This is a genomic window from Pseudooceanicola nanhaiensis (assembly GCF_020171315.1).
Lineage (GTDB): Bacteria > Pseudomonadota > Alphaproteobacteria > Rhodobacterales > Rhodobacteraceae > Pseudooceanicola > Pseudooceanicola nanhaiensis_A.
In genome coordinates this window covers 348,379-366,312 of sequence record NZ_JAIUZP010000006.1, presented here as the reverse complement: position 1 = coordinate 366,312, position 17,934 = coordinate 348,379, and the positions used below count along the sequence as shown (strand labels likewise).

General features: G+C 67.9%; 17 protein-coding genes. 3 read left to right on the top strand and 14 right to left on the bottom strand.

The features are described 5' to 3' along the window. The first annotated feature begins 2 nt into the window (after nucleotides 1-2). From tatB to LCM32_RS11715, 3 genes are read left to right on the top strand one after another with little or no spacing between them, the layout of a single operon-like run. Nucleotides 3-506, top strand: a complete 504-nt coding sequence (gene tatB / locus LCM32_RS11725) for a Sec-independent protein translocase protein TatB (protein ID WP_224821253.1) — start codon at nucleotides 3-5, stop codon at nucleotides 504-506. Continuing rightward, on the top strand, nucleotides 503-1,435 hold the full coding sequence (gene tatC, locus LCM32_RS11720) for a twin-arginine translocase subunit TatC (RefSeq protein ID WP_224821252.1): 933 nt from the start codon (nucleotides 503-505) through the stop codon (nucleotides 1,433-1,435). The genes tatB and tatC overlap by 4 nt, the downstream gene beginning before the upstream one ends. Then, nucleotides 1,428-2,276, top strand: a complete 849-nt coding sequence (locus LCM32_RS11715) for an ATP-binding protein (protein ID WP_224821251.1) — start codon at nucleotides 1,428-1,430, stop codon at nucleotides 2,274-2,276. Before tatC ends, LCM32_RS11715 begins: the two co-directional genes overlap by 8 nt. Before the next feature lie 303 nt (nucleotides 2,277-2,579). Here LCM32_RS11715 and LCM32_RS11710 read toward each other — a convergent pair whose 3' ends face one another. The 14 genes from LCM32_RS11710 to LCM32_RS11645 all read right to left on the bottom strand — a co-directional run bounded on the left by LCM32_RS11710 (nucleotide 2,580) and on the right by LCM32_RS11645 (nucleotide 17,629). Beyond that, nucleotides 2,580-3,833, bottom strand: a complete 1,254-nt coding sequence (locus LCM32_RS11710) for a LysM peptidoglycan-binding domain-containing M23 family metallopeptidase (RefSeq protein WP_318246190.1) — start codon at nucleotides 3,831-3,833, stop codon at nucleotides 2,580-2,582. A gap of 182 nt (nucleotides 3,834-4,015) precedes the next feature. Further along, a complete protein-coding gene (locus LCM32_RS11705; RefSeq protein WP_224821250.1) occupies nucleotides 4,016-4,660 on the bottom strand; it encodes a protein-L-isoaspartate(D-aspartate) O-methyltransferase in 645 nt (214 codons plus the stop codon). Further along, nucleotides 4,657-5,439 (bottom strand): 5'/3'-nucleotidase SurE, encoded by a 783-nt coding sequence (surE, locus tag LCM32_RS11700; RefSeq protein WP_224821249.1) that lies wholly within the window; start codon nucleotides 5,437-5,439, stop codon nucleotides 4,657-4,659. Before surE ends, LCM32_RS11705 begins: the two co-directional genes overlap by 4 nt. 240 nt (nucleotides 5,440-5,679) lie before the next feature. Continuing rightward, nucleotides 5,680-6,321: an SDR family NAD(P)-dependent oxidoreductase gene (locus LCM32_RS11695; RefSeq protein WP_224821248.1), complete on the bottom strand. Its 642-nt coding sequence runs from the start codon at nucleotides 6,319-6,321 to the stop codon at nucleotides 5,680-5,682. A gap of 602 nt (nucleotides 6,322-6,923) precedes the next feature. Further along, the gene (purF, locus tag LCM32_RS11690) at nucleotides 6,924-8,444 is read right to left on the bottom strand and encodes an amidophosphoribosyltransferase (RefSeq protein ID WP_412070683.1); all 1,521 of its coding nucleotides are present in this window, start codon (nucleotides 8,442-8,444) and stop codon (nucleotides 6,924-6,926) included. Between the two features lie 151 nt (nucleotides 8,445-8,595). Then, complete coding sequence (locus LCM32_RS11685) at nucleotides 8,596-9,192, bottom strand: CvpA family protein (protein ID WP_224821246.1); 597 nt, start codon at nucleotides 9,190-9,192, stop codon at nucleotides 8,596-8,598. Nucleotides 9,193-9,246: 54 nt separating this feature from the next. After that, the gene (gene radA / locus LCM32_RS11680; protein ID WP_224821245.1) at nucleotides 9,247-10,608 is read right to left on the bottom strand and encodes a DNA repair protein RadA; all 1,362 of its coding nucleotides are present in this window, start codon (nucleotides 10,606-10,608) and stop codon (nucleotides 9,247-9,249) included. A gap of 193 nt (nucleotides 10,609-10,801) precedes the next feature. Continuing rightward, on the bottom strand, nucleotides 10,802-11,572 hold the full coding sequence (locus LCM32_RS11675; protein WP_224821244.1) for a DNA repair protein: 771 nt from the start codon (nucleotides 11,570-11,572) through the stop codon (nucleotides 10,802-10,804). A 91-nt stretch (nucleotides 11,573-11,663) separates the two neighbouring features. Then, complete coding sequence (locus LCM32_RS11670; RefSeq protein ID WP_224821243.1) at nucleotides 11,664-12,110, bottom strand: paraquat-inducible protein A; 447 nt, start codon at nucleotides 12,108-12,110, stop codon at nucleotides 11,664-11,666. A 72-nt stretch (nucleotides 12,111-12,182) separates the two neighbouring features. Next, the gene (locus tag LCM32_RS11665) at nucleotides 12,183-12,932 is read right to left on the bottom strand and encodes an ABC transporter ATP-binding protein (RefSeq protein ID WP_224821242.1); all 750 of its coding nucleotides are present in this window, start codon (nucleotides 12,930-12,932) and stop codon (nucleotides 12,183-12,185) included. After that, a complete protein-coding gene (locus LCM32_RS11660; protein WP_224821241.1) occupies nucleotides 12,929-13,714 on the bottom strand; it encodes an MlaE family ABC transporter permease in 786 nt (261 codons plus the stop codon). The genes LCM32_RS11665 and LCM32_RS11660 overlap by 4 nt, the downstream gene beginning before the upstream one ends. Further along, entirely contained in the window at nucleotides 13,711-14,754 is a 1,044-nt protein-coding gene (gene alr, locus LCM32_RS11655; protein ID WP_224821240.1) for an alanine racemase, read from the bottom strand. Before alr ends, LCM32_RS11660 begins: the two co-directional genes overlap by 4 nt. Nucleotides 14,755-14,985: 231 nt before the next feature. After that, complete coding sequence (locus tag LCM32_RS11650; RefSeq protein ID WP_224821239.1) at nucleotides 14,986-15,867, bottom strand: DUF1194 domain-containing protein; 882 nt, start codon at nucleotides 15,865-15,867, stop codon at nucleotides 14,986-14,988. 259 nt (nucleotides 15,868-16,126) lie between these two features. Continuing rightward, nucleotides 16,127-17,629, bottom strand: coding sequence for a replicative DNA helicase (locus tag LCM32_RS11645; RefSeq protein WP_224821238.1), 1,503 nt, complete (start codon nucleotides 17,627-17,629; stop codon nucleotides 16,127-16,129). Nucleotides 17,630-17,934 lie beyond the last annotated feature (305 nt).

Here is a 17,934-nt window from a genome sequence, read left to right as displayed (position 1 = left end):
CCATGTTCGATATGGGCTGGTCCGAGCTGCTGCTCATCGGCATCGTGGCACTGATCGTGGTCGGACCCAAGGACCTCCCGGTCCTGTTCCGGAACGTCGGCCAATTCGTCGGCAAGGCCCGCGGCATGGCGCGCGAGTTCACGCGCGCCATGGAGGACGCGGCCAAGGAATCCGGTGTGGATGACGTCACCAAGACGCTCCGCGATGCTGCGAATCCGAAACAATTCGGCCTCGACAAGCTGCGCGACGCGGCGGACCTGACGCCGAAATCCGCGAAGAAACCTGCTGGCAGCAATACCGAGAAACTCTCGAAGGAGCGGGCCGAGGCCGCGGAGAAGATCCGCAACGCCGCCGCCGAACGCGCCACGCAGCGCAAGGCCGAGGAAGCCGCCGCCGCGGCGACGCCCCAGCCTGATCCGGCACCCGCCGCCGACACGGGCCCCAAGCCCGACCCGGCCGCGCCCACGCCGACATCCGAGACCCCTTCCAAGACCGGTGACGCATGAGCCAAACCGACGAGATCGACGACAGCTCCGCACCGCTGATCGAACACCTGGCAGAGCTGCGCACGCGGCTCATCCATTCGGTGGTGGCCTTCGTCATCGCCATGGTGCTCTGCTTTACCGTCTGGAACCCGATCTTCAACTTCCTGACGCAGCCGCTCTGCTCGGCTCTGGCGGAACGCGGCCAGACCGGGGACTGCGGCCTGATCCTGATCAAGCTGCAGGAAGGCTTCTTCGTGGCGATCTCGATCTCGCTGCTCGGCGGGCTCTGCCTGTCCTTCCCTTATATCGCGCTGCAGATGTGGCGTTTCGTGGCGCCGGGCCTCTACAAGTCCGAGAAGAACGCCTTCCTGCCGTTCCTCGTGGCCTCGCCCGTGATGTTCTTCCTCGGCGCGGCCTTCGCCTTCTACGTCGTGACGCCGATGGCCTTCGACTTCTTCCTCGGCTTCCAGCAGCCCGGCACCGTGCTGGGCGATGGCGAGGTCGAGCGGGGCGTGGCGGGCATCGCCTTCCAGGGCTCGGCCCAGGAATACCTTTCGCTGACGATCAAGTTCATCGTGGCCTTCGGCCTCTGCTTCCAGCTGCCCGTTCTGCTGACGCTGATGGGCAAGGCCGGCCTCGTCTCCGCCGAGGGCCTTGGCTCTGTGCGGAAATACGCGGTGGTCGCGATCCTCGTGCTGGCCGCCCTCGTGACCCCGCCGGACGTGATCACCCAGGTGATCCTCTTCACCGTGGTCTATGGCCTTTACGAGATCTCCATCATTCTCGTGCGCCGGGTCGAGAAGAAACGCCTCGAACGCCTGCGCGAAGAGGGCCTCCTCGATGACGAGGAAGACGCGGACGAAGACCCGCTGATGGGCGAGTTCGATGACCCCGAGGACGACGCGCCCGAAGACGACGCGGAAACGACCGCGAAGCCCAAGGATGAGTGATCCGCTCGACCGGATCGCGGCGGCGCTGGAGCGTATGGCACCCGCGCCGCTGGAGGCCCCGGATTTCGCCGCGGCCGATGCCTTCGTCTGGCAGGTGGCCCCGGAACGGCTCGCCCCCGTCGGGCGGGTCAGCCGGGTCGATCTCGGCCTGTTGGTGGGCATCGACCGCTCCCGCGACATCCTGCTTGCCAACACGCTGCAATTCGCCCGCGGCCTGCCGGCGAACAATGCGCTCCTCTGGGGCGCGCGCGGCATGGGCAAGTCGAGCCTCGTGAAGGCCGTGCACGCCGAGGTGCTGCGCCAGGGTCAGGCCCTCAAGGTGGTCGAACTCCAACGTGAAGACCTGCCCACCGTCAGCCGCCTGATGTCGATCCTCGGCGCGGCAGAGGAGCGCTTCCTGCTCTTCTGCGACGACCTCTCCTTCAGCCACGATGACCAGCACTACAAGTCGCTCAAGGCCGTGCTCGACGGCGGCATCGCCGGCCGGCCCGACAACGTACTCTTCTACGCGACCTCGAACCGCCGCCACCTGATGCCGCGCGACATGATCGAGAACGAGCGCTCCTCGGCGATCAACCCCGCGGAAGCGGTGGAGGAGAAGGTCTCGCTCTCCGATCGTTTCGGCCTCTGGCTGGGCTTCCACCCCTGCAACCAGGACGATTTTCTGGCCATGATTGACGGCTATTGCGCGGCCCATGGCCTCGTGGTCGATCCGGCCGAACTGCGTGCCGAGGCGATCGAGTGGCAAGCCACTCGTGGCGCCCGCTCGGGCCGCGTCGCCTGGCAGTTCTTCCTCGACCTCGCCGGTCGTCACGGCGTCGCGCTGAAGACCGTAGGCTGAGCCACCCGCCGTTGGGGCGGAGCATAGATTTCAAGCCTCCGGCGGGGATATTTCTGAACAGTGGATGAGAGGGCTCCACTCGGAACCTCCAACGAAACACGCCCCTGCCGATGAGACAGGGGCGCATCCACTGTTACGGCCATCGGCGTCCCCGCCTGTACCGCCTCATGACCTTGGGGGATGAAGGTTAATAAATCCTCTTCATCCACTGTTCCCAAATATCCCCGCCGGAGGCCCGGCCCGTCAGGGCCGGCAGCGCCGGGCCGGAGGCCCGGCCAAACATCATGTGCGCCCGCAGGGCGCTCAGTCCAGGAAGGGCATCGGGTCGGTGCTGTTCATCCCGCGGCGCACTTCGAAGTGCACGTAGGGCGAGGCGCCGGGCCGGATTTCCGCGATCTTGGCGCCCTGGGAGACCTGCTGGCCTTCCTTCACGGCGATGCCGGTCACGTTGGAATAGATCGTCAGCAGCCCATCGGCGTGCCGCAGCACGATCACATGGACGTTGTCGCTGTCCGAGGTGATGGCCGCGACCGAACCCGCCTTGGCGGCGACGACGGAGCTGCCCGGCTGGGCGGCGATGTCGATCCCGTCCGTCTTGCCCTTGGTGTAGGTGCGGATGATGCTGCCCTTCACAGGATAGACCATTTCGGCACCGGCACGGGGGGTGGTCACGCTCGTCCCGCCCGAAAGGTCGGGCGCGGCGGCCACCTGGCTCGCCTGGGCGCGGGCCTCGGCCTGCGGCAGGGTCTTCTCGGCGGGCAGGGGCTCGGCCGAGCTCGGCGGCACCGGCGTGGGCGAGCCCACGCCCGGGGCCTCGGTCCGGGTCGTTGCGGCGGGGGCGGCTTGCGCGCCCACCGGCGGGATCAGCAGGTACTGCCCCTCGCGGATGGTGAAATTCTCGTCGAGGCCGTTCCACTCCGCCAGCGACCGCACGGAGACCTTGTAGAGCCGCGAGACCGTAAAGGCGGTTTCGCCGCGCTGGACCTTGTGGCGGATTGGCTCATCGCCGCTCTGGCCTGCTGCGGGCGTGGCGGGGGCCTGTGCCGGGGCCGCGGCCACGGGCGCGGGATCGAGGGTCGTGGTCTGAACCGCGCTGGCCTCGTCGAGGGCACGGCCCGCGACGGAGGCCACGTCCACGGCGGGCAGGATCGGGCCGGTGCCGAGGGCGCCGGTCGCGGGCGAGGGTTCGGCGACGCGGGTCGGCAGGGCGATGACCTCGCCCTCGCGCAGCGTGTCGCCGGTCTGCAGCCCGTTGTAGCGGGCGAGGTCCTCGGCCGAGGTGCCGACGCGGGCGGCAAGCTGGGCCACGCTGTCGCCCTGGCGGGCCACGGCGACCTGGTAATTCGGGTAGGAGATGATCCCGCGGTTGTCCGGCCGGGGCCGCGACATCGAGGCGTTCCGGGCCGCTTCGGAGGTGTTGAACGCGCCCAGATGGCCGCGCATGTCGAAGTCCAGCGGCTCGGTGCAGCCGGCCATCAGGGCCAGGGCGGCCGTGGCCAGCGTGAAGGCGCCGTAGCGCCGGGTCTTGGGGCTCGGACGCCCTGCAATCATGGTCATGTTCGATCCCTCGCCACCCCCGTCTTGCGGGGGATGCCGGCCCTCGCGCGGGCCGGGTCTGCTCCTGTCCGTGGCGCGTCGCGCCTCTGCCTCTCGCACCGACATACGGCCGTGGCGGCCAGGTCGGGCCGACGGGCGCACCCGCCGTCTGCAATCCGCGCCCTGCCGCCTGTCCGGCGGTCTCAGTCCCGGCCGAGCCCTTCCAGGAGCGGCACGAAGCGGACCGAGCGCAGTTCGTCGTATTCCAGCCCGGTCTCGGTGCGGCGCACGCGGATCAGGCTTTGCACCGTGTCCGACTGGCCCACGGGCAGCACCATGATACCGCCGATCTTGAGCTGGGCCAAGAGCGGCCCCGGCGGATCCTCGGCCGCGGCGGTCACGATTATGCGGTCGAAGGGCGCATGGTCGGGCAGCCCGTGCGAGCCGTCGGCGGTAAACGTGGTGATATTGGCGATCGAGAGCGCGTCGAAGACGCCCTGCGCCTCGCGCACGAGCCGGGGATGGCGGTCCACGGTATAGACCCGGCGCGCCAGCTGGCTGAGGATCGCCGCCTGGTAGCCCGAGCCGGTGCCGACCTCCAGCACCTTGTCCCGGGGGTGGACCTCCAGCGCCTGGGTCATCAGGCCCACCACGGAGGGCTGGCTGATGGTCTGGCCGCAGGCGATCGGCAGCGGCGTGTCCTCATAGGCGCGTTCAGCGAAGATGCCGCGGATGAAGGCCCCGCGGTCGATCTTCTCCATGGCGTTGAGCACGCGCTTGTCGGTGACCCCGCGCGAGCGCAGGGCGAAGAGAAACTGCATCTTCCGCTCGGCGGCTGCGTCGGTCATTCGATGGCCTTCAGCGCGGCGAGCATGTCATGGGCGGTGAAATCTGCCCGCATCGGCGTGACCGAGACATAGCCTTCGAGGTTGTCATGGGCATCGGTGCCGGGCGCGGTCTTCTCGCCCTGCTGGCCGCCCTTGACCCAGAGGAAACGGCGGCCCGAGGGCGACAGATGCGGCTCGATCCCGAACTTGGTGTAGCGGCGGAAGCCCTGGGCCGAGGCGCGCACGCCCTTGACCGAGGCCCCGGGCACCGGCGGGAAGTTGATGTTGTAGAACAGGCGGTAATCGCCGTCATCCGCGGGCCCGTGGTCCAGCACCTTGCGGACCACGGCGGCGCCATGCTGGGCCGCGGCCTCGAACGGATCGTCGATGTTGAAATTGTCCGGCCCGAGGAACTGCGACAGCGCCATGGAGGGGATGCCCTGCAGCGCGCCTTCGATGGCACCGCCGAGGGTGCCTGAATAGAGCGCGTTCTCGGCCGAGTTGTTGCCGTAGTTCACCCCCGAGAGGATCAGGTCCACGTGCTGGCCGTTGAGCACGTCGTGCAGCCCGGCGAGGACACAATCGGCGGGGGCGCCTTCCACGGCGAAGCGGCGCTCGCCCATCTTGGAGACGATCATCGGGCGGGTGTAGGAAATCATGTGGCCCACGCCCGATTGTTCGAAGGCGGGGGCGACGGTCCAGACCTCGCCCTCGGGGCCGGCGAGCGTCTTGGCGATGGCGTGCAGCGTCTTCAGACCCGGTGCGTTGATCCCGTCGTCATTGGTAATGAGAATACGCATGAATTCGCCTTCCGTCGTGGGGTGGCCCCTGCATAAGCGAGGGCCGGTAGGGGGGCAAGCCGTGGCAGGCGCTGCCGCGACGGGCGTGGCATAAAAGCCGGTCCGGGGGCGCGTAAGCGCGGGTTTGCAGGGCGGTTTGCGGCGGGCCGCGTGCGGCGTGTCACGCCCTTCGGTGGCGGTCGTGCGCGGGCCGGTTCGGTGCGAGGGCGGGGGCCGTTTCCGGCGCCCGCCAGCGTCTTTTCAGGTGAACTTGGGCAGCAGCCGGGCGGCTTCGCTGTCGGGATCGGAGAGCGCCTCGCGGTCCTCGCCCGGGTGGAAACGGCCCCGCAGGGCGGTCGGCATCGGCAGGGGCGTCAGCACATGGACCTCGGGACCGGTGGCGGCGGTTTCGGCCTGCCACGAGCGGGCAAGCGCGATCTGCGCGGCCTTGGTGGCGCCATAGGCCCCGTGGAAGCGGGTCGCGACGACGGGATCGTCGAAGAAGATCGCCTTGCCCTCGGTCCCCAGCAGGGGCGCGACATAGGGCACCAGCACGCCGAGCGCGGTCACGTTGCACTCGACCGCCTTGTCCCAGTCCTTGGCGTCGATATGGGCTGCGGGCGAAAGCGGCGGAGCCGAGATCGCGGTGTGGCACCAGAGGTCGATCTTGCCCCAGCGGTCATAGACCGAGCGGCAGAGCTGGGCCATGGCATCCCGGTTGGTGATGTCCATGGGGGCCAGCGTGGCGCTGCCGCCTGCGGATTTGATCCGGTCGTCGAGGGCTTCGAGACCGCCCACGGTGCGGGCGACGGCGACGATGTGATGGGTCGGCGCGAGAGCGGCGGCAAGCGCCGCGCCGAGCCCGCGCGAGGCACCGGTGATGAGGGCGATCTGGTCAGTCATGGCCGGGATCTGCGCGGTTTGATGCGCCGGGTCAAGTGAAACAGGCGGCACGGCCTGCGGTGCGGCGACGCGGGCGCCGGGTGTGGTGTGCGGGGCGCGGTTTGGGGGAAGGGGCGTTGTCCGGTTTGGGATGTGGCGCTATCGCAGGGGGCTGGCTGAATGCCGCGAGGCGCTGTGCAGAGTTCATGGAATGAACAGGAGGGTGCGCGACCGTCCGTCTTGCGCCAAGTCGCTGTCCCCTCGGTGTGTCCCGCCCGGCCGAGAGGCCGGGCAGCGCCGACCCGCCCCCCCCGGGGGCGGCGCTATTGCGCCACCCCGCGGGACGGCGCTGCCCTATGTGAAGGCCGGTGGGCAGGCATTGGCGCGAGACAGAGAAGATGCTTGGGAGATCTTGATCGCGAAGCGGCGCATTGGGGCGGAAAGCGCGCGTGGAGGAGGGCGTTCGGTGCCCTTCAATGTCGTGCATCTGCTTTGGGGTGGGCCGATACCCTGCTCAGGGGAACCCACCCCGAGCGGCGGGCGGTCTCTACAGCCGGCAGCAGCCCCCGGAAAACGGAAAAGGCGGCCCCGGGGGCCGCCTTTCCAATCATATCCGACCTGCCTTACTCGGCGGCCTTCAGCTCGAAGCCCTTCTCGATCATGTCGGAGGGCGCCACCGGGTATTCGCCCGAGAAGCAGGCGTCGCAATACTGCGGGCAGCTGTTGTTGCGGCCATTGGCCTCGCCAACGGCGCGGTAGAGGCCGTCGAGCGAGATGAACTTGAGGCTGTCCACCGCGAGGTGATCGCGCATCTCGTCCTCGGACATGGTCGCTGCCAGCAGCTTCTCGCGCTGCGGGGTGTCCACGCCGTAGAAGCAGGGCCACGCGGTCGGCGGGGAGGCGATGCGGAAGTGGACCTCGGCCGCGCCGGCGTCGAGGATCATCTCCTTGATCTTGCGCGAGGTCGTGCCGCGCACCACCGAGTCGTCCACGAGGATCACCCGCTTGCCCTGGATCAGGGCGCGGTTCACGTTCAGCTTCAGCCGCACGCCCATGTTCCGGATCTGCTCGGTCGGCTCGATGAAGGTCCGGCCCATGTATTGGTTCCGGATGATCCCCATGCCGTAGGGAATGCCGCTCTCATGGGCGAAACCGATCGCCGCCGGGGTGCCGCTGTCGGGCACGGGGCAGACGAGGTCGGCCTCGACCGGGGCCTCGCGGGCCAGCTCGACACCGATCTGGCGACGGGTCTCATAGACCGAGCGGCCGCCGAGGATCGAATCGGGACGCGAGAAATAGACATGCTCGAAGATGCAGAAGCGCGGCGACTGCGGGCGGAAGGGCCGGCGGCTCTCGATGCCCTTCTCGGTGATCACCACCATCTCGCCGGGCTCGATCTCGCGGATGAGCTCCGCGCCGATGATGTCGAGGGCACAGGTCTCGGAGGAGAGCACCCAGCCATCGGCGACCTTGCCGAGGACGAGGGGCCGCACGCCCAGAGGATCGCGCACGCCGATCAGCTGCGTGCCGGTCATGGCCACGACCGAGAAGGCGCCTTCGACCCGGCGCAGCGCGTCTTCCATCCGCTCGGGGATGCCGCGCTGAAGCGAGCGCGCCATGAGGTGGATGATGCATTCGCTGTCCGAGGAGGACTGGAAGATCGAACCGCGCTCGATCAGCTCGCGGCGCAGGGCCTCGGCATTGGTGATGTTGCCGTTGTGCGCGATGGCCGCGCCGCCCATGGAAAATTCGCCGAAGAAGGGCTGCACGTCGCGGATCTGCGCGGCGCCCTTGGAGCCGGCGGTGGAATAGCGCACATGCCCGATGGCCACCGGCCCGGGCAGGGTTTCCATCACCGATTGCGAGGTGAAGTTGTCGCGGATGTAACCGAAGCGGCGGGCCGAGTTGAACCCGTGCTCGGGGTGGTGGCAGACGATGCCGCCCGCCTCCTGGCCGCGGTGCTGCAGCGCGTGCAGGCCGAGGGCCACGAAGTTTGACGCATCCGTGAGGCCGATCGCGCCGAAGACGCCGCACTCCTCCTTCAGCTTGTCATCGTCGAACGGGTGCCGAGGGAGGCAATCGTCGAGATGGTCGTCATTGAACGCAGATTTGCCAGCGGTGGTTTCGCTGGCGGCAGAGGGCATCTGGCGGGACAAGGGGCAGCTCCGAATCCTAGCGTGACCTTGCCCTGAGTGTAGAGGCAAGGGACCGAGGTGTCACGAAACGATCACATAAGGGTCCGCGGACCCGGGGTCAACGGCCCCGGGTGCAATTGCACGGTGTTCAATACTGTGATCACGACCCTGCGGGCGCGGTGGCCGGTGCAGGGGTTCCGGCGGGCGCTTCGCAGACGCCGACGAGTTGTTCGTATTGCTGGGTGATCCAGCCGAGCGCGCGCTCGGGGTCTTCGTTCTCGATCTTGCCGGTGAGGCGGGCAAAGACCTGTGCCGAACGGGAGTTGTCCACCATGGGCATGTCCTGCGAGGTGATCACCGTTTCGTAGACGAAGAAGGCGATCGCCACGAGCAGGATGCCACGCGCCACCCCGAAGAGGAAGCCGAGCGCCTGGTCGAGCGCGCCAATGGCGGAGCGCTGCACCAGCGAGGAAAAGAGCGGCGTGAAGAGCGAGGCGATCAGCAGCGCCACGGCAAAGACCACGGCGAAGGCGGTGATCACGGAGAGTTCACAGCTGTCCGAGATGAATTCGCCGATGACCGGGATTTCCTTGACCAGCGGCTGGACCTGCGGGGCAAAGATGAAGCCCAGCACCGCCGCCACGATCCAGCCCGCGATGGCGAGCGCCTCGCGCACGATCCCGCGCGAGTAGGCCAGCAGGGCCGAGAGCACGATGACCGCCGCGACGATCCCGTCAATAATGGTGAAACCTTCCATCTGTCCCCGTTCCTTGCTGTCGGCCCTGCGCCTCGGCGCCTGTCACCGCGCGCGTCAGCCCGCGCCGAAAATCTCGCCCACGACCTGGGTCAGGTCCTTCATGGGCTGCTGTTTCATACCCTGGTCGCTGCCCGGCGTTCCGCCGGCCGGCGTTATGGCTGAGGTGAAACCAAGTTTCTTGGCTTCTTTCAACCTGTTTTCCCATTGGCTCACCGGACGTAGTGCGCCGGAGAGGGAAATCTCACCGAAAACGACCGTATGTGCGTCCAAGGCCACATCCTCGCGCGCGGAAAGCAGCGCCGCCGCCACCGCGAGATCCGCGGCCGGTTCGGAAATCTTCATGCCGCCCGCGACGTTGAGATAGACGTCGAGCCCCGCGAAGGGGATGCCACAGCGCGCCTCCAGCACCGCGAGGATCATGGCAAGCCGCCCGCCGTCCCAGCCCACGACCGAACGCCGCGGCTGGCTGTGGGGCGTGGGCGCCACGAGGGCCTGGAATTCCACCAGCACGGGGCGGGTGCCCTCGATCCCGGCAAAGACGACGGAGCCTGCCGAGGGCTCGCCCCGGTCGGAGAGGAAGAGCGCGGAGGGGTTGGCCACCTCCGCCAGCCCGCCGCCGGTCATCTCGAAGACGCCGATCTCGTCCGCGGGGCCGAAGCGGTTCTTCACCGCGCGCAGGATGCGGAACTGGTGGCCGCGTTCGCCCTCGAAGTAGAGCACCGTGTCCACCATATGCTCGACCACCCGGGGGCCCGCGATCTGGCCCTCCTTGGTGACATGGCCCACGAGGATCACGGAACAGCCGCGCCGCTTGGCGAAGGTGGTGAGTTCGTGGGCGGCCGCGCGGACCTGGCTGACGGAGCCGGGCGCGCTGTCCACGGTGTCGGACCACATGGTCTGGATCGAATCGATGATCACGAGGTCGGGGCGTTCGGCATCGAGCGTGGTGAGGATGTCGCGCAGCGAGGTCTCGCTGGCGAGCGCGACAGGGGCCTGGCCGAGGCCCAGCCTCTGGGCCCGCATCCGCACCTGTGCCGCCGCTTCCTCGCCGGAGATATAGACCGTCTTGAGCCCGTTCTGGGCAAAGCGCGCCGCGGCCTGCAGGAGCAGGGTGGATTTCCCGATCCCCGGATCGCCGCCCACGAGGATCGCAGAGGCCGGCACGAGGCCGCCGCCAAGGACGCGGTCGAGTTCCTCGAGCCTGGAGGAGGTGCGCGGCGGGGGCGTTTCCTGCGCCGCTAGGTCGGTCAGCTGAAGCCGGGTGCCGCGGGCCTTGAGCCCCTTGGTACCCGGGCCGGTGCTGAGCGGGGCCTCCTCGGCGATGGAATTCCATGCGCCACAGGCTTCGCACTGGCCCGACCACTTGGACTGGGTCGCGCCGCAGACAGAACAGGTGAAGATGCGTGTTTTCGCCATAGGCCTGTCTTGCCGCAGCGCGGCGGGGCGGTCAAATGCGATTGTGTGATGAGGGAGGGGCGAGGGCGGTACCGGGGAGGCCCCAAGGGGCGTCGCGCGGGGCGCGAGGGCGGGGATGGGGGGCTGTCTGCCCCCCTTGGCCCTGCGGGCCAATTCCCCCCGAGGATATTTTCGAAACGGAAAGCGGGTGGGGTTATTCCGCCGCCTTGGCCATGCCCACGACATTGCCGGGGCGCTCGAGGCCCGCCATGCCCAGCTTCAGTTCGGGCAGGAGGTCGTTCAACTCGGCCTTCAGGCGGTTGAGCTGGCTTTCGGCCACGGCCTCGTCCATCTCCACCGCGTCGCGCCAGCCGCGGATCTCCTGCATGGTGATCTTGGCCTGGTCGAGGCGCTCGTTGAAGAGTTCGACCTCCTCCTGCCGCTGGCGCAGGAAGGTGCGGGCGCGTTCGACCTTCTCGTCGGAATAGGTCTCGGCCAGTTCGTGGCTGACCTGGCTCATCTGGGCGGCGGATTCGAGGATGCCGGGCTCCAGCCCGCCGAGATCGGGATGGGCGCGCAGGAAGGCGATCCGGTCGCGGACCTCGTCGAACTGCGACGACAGCCGGAAGGTGCCGCTGCGATCGGCGGCATGGGCCGCGTGGTAGGCGCGGGCGACATCCTCCATCGACATGCGGAACTGGCGGTGGGAGCCTTCGAGCCGCATCACCCGCCCGTGCAGCGGGGCATAGGCGGTCAGCGCCAGCAGCACCACGGTGAGCCCGATCTGGAGCGACTGGCCCGCGGCGGGCAGAGGCGTCTCGCCAAAGGCGGCGTCGATCTGCAGCCAGGGCAGCCAGCCCACGGCAGCGCCGATGGTCGCCCCGGCGGCGGCCAACGTCAGGATGATCAGCAGCGCGAGGCCCGCGGCCTGGATCAGCGGCAGGGCGGTTTGGGCAAAGGACGAGGGGGCAGTTCGGCGAGACATGGCAACTCCTCCGGTTGGGGATGGAAGTCGGCAAGTTTCTGCCGATCTCCACCTCAACAGTACCACAACTGCTTTGGTTCCGGACCTTGCGTCACTTTTTATTAATGATTTTCTTGGTGAGGCTTGAAATGCCCAGAGAAGCGAGGGTGCAGAAGGTGAAGAGCCAGAGGCCCCAGGCGCTTTCCACGTGGCCCAGGCCGATGCCCTTGGCGAGGGTGATATAGAGCGCCACGAGGAAGACATCCGCCATGGCGAGCCGCCCTAGCACACTCACCGGGCCGAGCAGCCAGACCGGCGCGCGTTCGAGGTGAATCATGAGCAATGCCAGTGTCTTGGCCATTGGCGCTACGAGGGCGAAGACCGCCACCAGCAGGGCCAGCAGAGGATCGGAAGGCCAGAGCGCCCGCAGGCCCGAAAGGACCGAGATCTCGCTCAGCCCGAAGAAGGGCAGCACGCCCGCGCGGGCCAGCGGTGCCATCCAGGCGATCGGATAGAGCAGCAGCAGCGCCGCATTCGCGATGGTCAGAAGACGTGTCATTCTTGCCATCCACTGTTCCCAAATATCCCCGCCGGAGGCTCCGACCGCGCGGCTGGACGCCCGGCTGACGGGTCAGCGGACAGGGTCGATCGGCCCCTCGGCCCGGCCATGGATGAACTGGTCTAGGTAGGGATCGCCCGAGGCATCCATCTGCGCCACGGGGCCGGTCCAGCGGATCTTGCCCGCGTGCAGCATGGCCACGTTGTCGGCAATCGCCCGGACCGAGGACATGTCGTGGGTGATCGTGACGGCGGTCGCGCCCATCTCGACCACGATCTCGCGGATCAGGTCGTTGATCACGCCGGACATGATCGGGTCGAGGCCGGTGGTGGGCTCGTCGAAGAAGATCACCTCCGGATCGGCAGCGATGGCGCGGGCGAGGCCGACGCGTTTCTGCATCCCGCCCGACAGCTCTGCCGGGAAGCGATCCGCCACCTCGGGGCCGAGGCCCACGCGGCGCAGCTTTTCCACCGCGATCTCCCGCGCCTCGGCCTTGGGCCGCTTCAGCGCGCCGCGCAGCAGGCGGAAGGCCACGTTCTGCCAGACGGGGAGCGAGTCGAAGAGGGCCGCGCCCTGGAACAGCATCCCGAAACGGGCCAGAAACGCCTCCCGGTCGCCGCCCGTGGCGGTGTCCTGACCGTCGACGTAGATCTTGCCGCTGTCCGGCGTCACCAGCCCCAGCACGCATTTCAGCGCCACTGACTTGCCGGTGCCCGAGCCGCCGATGATCACCATGGAGGTGCCCTTGTCGACCTGCAGGTTCAGGCCGCGCAGCACCGCGTTGGTGCCAAAGGTCTTATGGACGTCTTCAAAGCGGATCATAGCGAGAAGAAGGCCCCCGTCAGCGCCACGTTGGCGGCGAGGATCAGCACCGAGGCCGCCTCGACCGAGGATTTCGTCGCCCGGCCCACGCCCTGCGCGCCCCGGCCCGACTGCATGCCGGCATAGCAGCCCATGGTCGCCGCGATGACGCCGAAGACCGCGCCCTTGACCAGCGAGGAGATCACGTCGAGCGGCTCGAGGAAGTCGACGGTGTTGCGGATGTAGACGGCGCCGTTGAAGTCGAGGTTGTTCACCGCGACGGTATAGCCGCCAAGGATGCCGATGATGTCGCCGAGGCCCACCAGCACCGGCACGCAGATCAGCGCGGCCAGCACCCGGGGCGCGACGAGGTATTTCATCGGATGAGTCGAGAGGGTGGTGAGCGCGTCGATCTGCTCGGTCACCTTCATGGTCGCGATCTCGGCCGCGATGGAGGAGGTGACCCGGGCGGCGATCATCAGCCCCACCAGCACTGGCCCCAACTCGCGCACGATGCCGAGCGCCACGATCTGCGGCACGACGGCCTGCGCATCGAAGCGCGAGCCGCCGGCGTAGATCTGCAGCGCGAGGGCCGCCCCGGTGAAGATCGCCGTCATCCCCACGACGGGCAGCGAGAGCCAGCCGATGTGGAGCAGCGCATTGAGCAGTTCACGCCCGTAGAAGGGCGGACGCACCATGTGGCTGAAGGCGCGCGCGGCAAAGAGCACCACGCGCCCGATGGTGGCGAGGGCCGCGAGGACCCGGCGACCGATCCCCGCCAGAAGATGCGCGATCAGGCTCATGCGCCGAGGTACTGCCGCTTGTAGCGCGCACCGAGCGACGTGAAGAGCTCGTAGCCGATGGTGCCGCCGAGGTCGGCCAGAACGTCGGTGTTCTGCTGCGGGCCCATCAGGGTCAGGGACTCGGGCACCTTGGGCAGGTGGGTGACCTCGGCGGTGATCAGGTCCATCGAGATCCGGCCGCGCAGCGGGCAGGGGGTCTCGCCTGCAAAGACATGGGCCCCCTTGGCGAAGGCACGGTGCAGCCCGTCGGCATAGCCGGCCGAGAGCGTCGCGATCTTGGCAGGCGCTTCTGCAGTCCAGCTGTTGCCATAGCCCACGGTCTCGCCGGGTTCGACTTCGCGGACCTGGATCACGGGCAGGTCGAGGGTGATGACATTCTCGGCCGCCGCGAAGGGCAGGCCGCCATACATGCCGACACCGGCGCGGGTCACGTCGAAGTGGTAGTCCGGGCCCAGCAGGATGCCGCCCGTGGCCGCGAGCGAGCGCGGGACGGAGAGACCTTCGGTCATCTCCTTGAAATTCTTGAGCTGATGGGCGTTCATCGGGTGGTCCGGCTCATCCGCGCAGGCGAGGTGGGACATGATGAGACGCGGGTTCTGCTGCAGGGCGATCTCGCGCAGGGCGGCCCATTCGGCGGCTTCCATGCCCAGCCGGTTCATCCCGGTGTCGAGCTGAATGCCGAAGGGGTGGCCGGGGGTCATCTCCACGTGACGCAGCATCTGGTCGATGGAGTTGATCATCGGGACCAGCTTCAGGTCGTAGATCATGGTGCTGTCGCCCGCCATATGGCCGGAGAAGACGCAGATCTCGGGACCGTCGCCAAGCGCCTGCCGCACGGCGGCGCCTTCCTCGACGGTGGCAATGAAGAACTTGCGGGCGCCTGCGCGCGCGAGGGCCGTGGCGACCTGAGCCGCCCCCATGCCATATCCGTTACCCTTCACCACGGCGCCGGTCTCGACAGGTCCGGCAGAGAGGGCATCCAGCGCACGCCAGTTGCGAGCGAGCGCGTCGAGGTCGATGGTCAGCGTTCCAGTGCTCATGGAGGTCTTTTGGCCCTCCGCGCGCAGCGGCGCAAGGGGAAGTTCCGCCGCCGGGCGACAGGGTGCCATGCGACAGGCGGGTGGGTGCCGGGATCTTGATCGGCCGTGGTGTCTGACGGGCGCCCGGTCCGACCGGCGGTGGGTCAAACCGGCGTGGGGCATGAGGCTGTTCTTCCAGTCAGCCTTTGGCGCGCGGCGAGCACCCTGGTTGATAGCAGCGCAGGCCGTGCCTCAAGGCTCCCATCCGTCCCGGTAGCGTTGCCAGATCTTCTCGCCCACGAGGCAGTCATAGCCGCCCCCGTTGGGGGCATATTGCGCAGGATGCACCGGCACGCCGGTCACCGCCTCGGGCAGGGGCCAGCCCCGGCTGGCGCGGCCTGTATCGGGGGCAGGCATGTCGGGGGCGGGCAAGGTGTCGGGACGGGCGGTGGCGAACTGCGTGCCCTCCGGCATCAGCCCCGATATCTCCATCACCAGCTTGCGCTGCACGGCGTCGCCGAAGCTCGCCCATTCGGTGACCGGCACCACGAAGGCCCCGGGCCCGCCGATCACGCAGGAGGCGTAGTATTCATCGAGGTCGTCGAGGTGCCATTGCCCGCCGATCCCCTCGCGGGTCATCAGCGGCAGCCCGTTCACCACGATCCCGCGCGCCAGCGCCGCATCGCGCGCCACGGTGACCGCGCCGCCCTCGTTGTTGGGCCCGTCGCCCGAGATGTCGATCACCTGCCGCAGGCCCATGTAGCCATTGCCCTCGAACATCAGCGCGCCGTTGCGCAGCGCCGAGGAGATCGAGGTCCGGCGCATGCCGGGCAGGGTGTGGCTGAGGATGATCCCGGCAAAGGCCTCGGCATCCGCGCGGGTGCGCAGCACCTGCCAGTCGGCCACGACACGCTGGTTGCCGTCGCCCGCCCATTCCACATAGGAGACCGCGATATTGCCGATGAAACCGTCCCCGATGACGCCCAGCACCGCGTCGGAGGTCAGGGCCGCGGCATAGCCGCGACGCTGGATGTCGAGTTCCCGGGGGGACATGGACCGGGACACATCGACCAGCAGCAGCAATTCGACGTCGACTTCCACCGAATTGCGCCAGTCGTCCTGAGCCTGCGCCATGAGTGGCAACGTTCCCAGGAGAGAAAGAAGCATCACACCGATTTTTCGCATGTGACCAGTGTCCGCCCGAAGCTGACCAAACGTAAACGAAAAGTAACAACTGCACGAAAAGGTGAAGACCATTTGCGCGATTCCGGAGCAGGGAGAGGATGGCTCCCAGTCTGGCAGCAGGGCCCTGAAAGACAGTTAACCGCCCGCGGGCGTTTCGTCCCGGGGCGGTTTTCCGTTTTTGTACAGTCGGTTGTGGGGCGAGGTTCGATCAGAACCCTTCGTCGCCGCCTTCCTGCCATTGCTTGGCGAGGTTGCCGAAGCGGGTGAAGCGGCCCTCGAAGCTCAGCTCGACCGAGCCAATGGGACCGTGACGCTGCTTGCCGATGATCACCTCGGCCTTGCCGTGCAGGCGGCTCATCCGTTCCTGCCAGGCGGCGATCTCTTCCAGCTTGTCGTCGGAGGGCTTCTCCCGCTCGACGTAGTATTCCTCGCGGAACACGAACATCACCACGTCGGCATCCTGTTCGATCGAGCCCGATTCCCGAAGGTCCGACAGCTGCGGGCGTTTGTCGTCCCGGCTTTCCACCGTCCGCGACAGCTGGGACAGGGCGATGACGGGGATGTTCAGCTCCTTCGCGATGGCCTTGAGGCCCATCGAGATCTCGGCGATCTCCTGCACCCGATTGTCGGCAGTCCCGCGCACCAGCTGAAGGTAGTCGACGATCAGCAGGTCGAGCCCGTGGGTCCGCTTCAGCCGCCGCGCCCGGGCGGCCAGCTGTGCGATCGGGATCGCGGGCGTGTCGTCGATGAAGAGCGGGCAGGCCTCCAGCGACTTGGCGGCCTCCACGAAGCGGCGGAACTCGGTCTCGGTCATGTCACCGCGGCGGATCTGTTCCGAGGGCACCTCGGCCGCCTCGGAGAGGATACGCGCGGCCAGCTGTTCGGCCGACATCTCGAGCGAGTAGAAGCCCACGACGCCGCCCTCGATCGTGCCTTCCTGCCCGTCGGGCTTGGTGCCCCGGCGATAGGCCTTGGCCACGTTGAAGGCGATGTTGGTGGCGAGCGAGGTTTTCCCCATCGAGGGGCGCCCGGCGAGGATCAGAAGGTCCGAGGGGTGCAGGCCACCCAGCTTCTTGTCCATGTCGATGAGCCCGGTCGAAACCCCGGCGAGGCCACCCTCGCGCTGGTAGGCGGCGTTGGCCACGTTCACCGCATCGGTCACGGCGCGCAGGAAGGAGACGAAGCCGCTCTCGGTCGAGCCCTGCTCGGAGAGCTTGTAGAGCGCCTGTTCAGCCTGCACGATCTGATCGCGCGGGTCGTTCTGGACCTCGACCTTGGTGGCCTTGGCCTCGATGTCGCGGCCCAGCCCGATGAGCTGGCGACGGATCGCCATGTCATAGATCATCTGGGCGTAGTCGCGCACCGCGTAGGCCGCCACGGCGGAGCCGGCGAGCCGCACGAGGTAGGCCGGGCCGCCCACTTCCTTCAGCCCCTCGTCATCCTCGAGGAAGGCCTTCAGCGTGACCGGCGAGGCGAGGTTGTTCTTGGCGATCCGGGCGGCGGCGATCTCGAAGATCCGCGCGTGCAGCGGATCGTAGAAATGCTTCGGCCCGATGACCTGCGCCACCTTGTCGTAGACATCGTTGTTGGTGAGGATCGCGCCCAGCAACTGCTGTTCGGCCTCGATGGAATGGGGCATCGGGTCGACGGCCGCGGCCTCCACGTTGCCAGCGGCCTCGCTGCCCGTCGGATCGAAGGTGTTCTGGTTCATGCCTGTTCCGCTGTCGCTCGCCTGCCGCGGGCACTGCCCGTGCCGCGGTCTTGTCCCCAAGGATCGTCTTCCGGCGTCCCCTGCCGGACCCGCCTGGCCAGAGGCCGGTTCTGTCATACCGGATCGCGCTCTGGCGGGTCTCCGTCATAGGCCATCGGCCCGGGGCACCGCAATCTGGATAACCCTGTGGATCATCTGTGTATAACTCGCCGTCCCAACATCTTGCGCCGGTGCGGGGCAATCCGTCAAGATTTCGGAAAATCTGCGCGGCTCTTCGCCGGGCCCACGGCGAGACGTCGCCGGAA

Excerpts from the sequence above, each read along its gene's own strand:
- tatB (WP_224821253.1), top strand. The coding sequence starts at position 3 with ATGTTCGATATGGGCTGGTCCGAGCTGCTGCTCATCGGCATCGTGGCA.
- tatC (WP_224821252.1), top strand. The coding sequence starts at position 503 with ATGAGCCAAACCGACGAGATCGACGACAGCTCCGCACCGCTGATCGAA.
- LCM32_RS11715 (WP_224821251.1), top strand. The coding sequence starts at position 1,428 with ATGAGTGATCCGCTCGACCGGATCGCGGCGGCGCTGGAGCGTATGGCA.
- LCM32_RS11710 (WP_318246190.1), bottom strand. The coding sequence starts at position 3,833 with ATGACCATGATTGCAGGGCGTCCGAGCCCCAAGACCCGGCGCTACGGC.
- LCM32_RS11705 (WP_224821250.1), bottom strand. The coding sequence starts at position 4,660 with ATGACCGACGCAGCCGCCGAGCGGAAGATGCAGTTTCTCTTCGCCCTG.
- surE (WP_224821249.1), bottom strand. The coding sequence starts at position 5,439 with ATGCGTATTCTCATTACCAATGACGACGGGATCAACGCACCGGGTCTG.
- LCM32_RS11695 (WP_224821248.1), bottom strand. The coding sequence starts at position 6,321 with ATGACTGACCAGATCGCCCTCATCACCGGTGCCTCGCGCGGGCTCGGC.
- purF (WP_412070683.1), bottom strand. The coding sequence starts at position 8,444 with ATGCCCTCTGCCGCCAGCGAAACCACCGCTGGCAAATCTGCGTTCAAT.
- LCM32_RS11685 (WP_224821246.1), bottom strand. The coding sequence starts at position 9,192 with ATGGAAGGTTTCACCATTATTGACGGGATCGTCGCGGCGGTCATCGTG.
- radA (WP_224821245.1), bottom strand. The coding sequence starts at position 10,608 with ATGGCGAAAACACGCATCTTCACCTGTTCTGTCTGCGGCGCGACCCAG.
- LCM32_RS11675 (WP_224821244.1), bottom strand. The coding sequence starts at position 11,572 with ATGTCTCGCCGAACTGCCCCCTCGTCCTTTGCCCAAACCGCCCTGCCG.
- LCM32_RS11670 (WP_224821243.1), bottom strand. The coding sequence starts at position 12,110 with ATGACACGTCTTCTGACCATCGCGAATGCGGCGCTGCTGCTGCTCTAT.
- LCM32_RS11665 (WP_224821242.1), bottom strand. The coding sequence starts at position 12,932 with ATGATCCGCTTTGAAGACGTCCATAAGACCTTTGGCACCAACGCGGTG.
- LCM32_RS11660 (WP_224821241.1), bottom strand. The coding sequence starts at position 13,714 with ATGAGCCTGATCGCGCATCTTCTGGCGGGGATCGGTCGCCGGGTCCTC.
- alr (WP_224821240.1), bottom strand. The coding sequence starts at position 14,754 with ATGAGCACTGGAACGCTGACCATCGACCTCGACGCGCTCGCTCGCAAC.
- LCM32_RS11650 (WP_224821239.1), bottom strand. The coding sequence starts at position 15,867 with ATGGCGCAGGCTCAGGACGACTGGCGCAATTCGGTGGAAGTCGACGTC.
- LCM32_RS11645 (WP_224821238.1), bottom strand. The coding sequence starts at position 17,629 with ATGAACCAGAACACCTTCGATCCGACGGGCAGCGAGGCCGCTGGCAAC.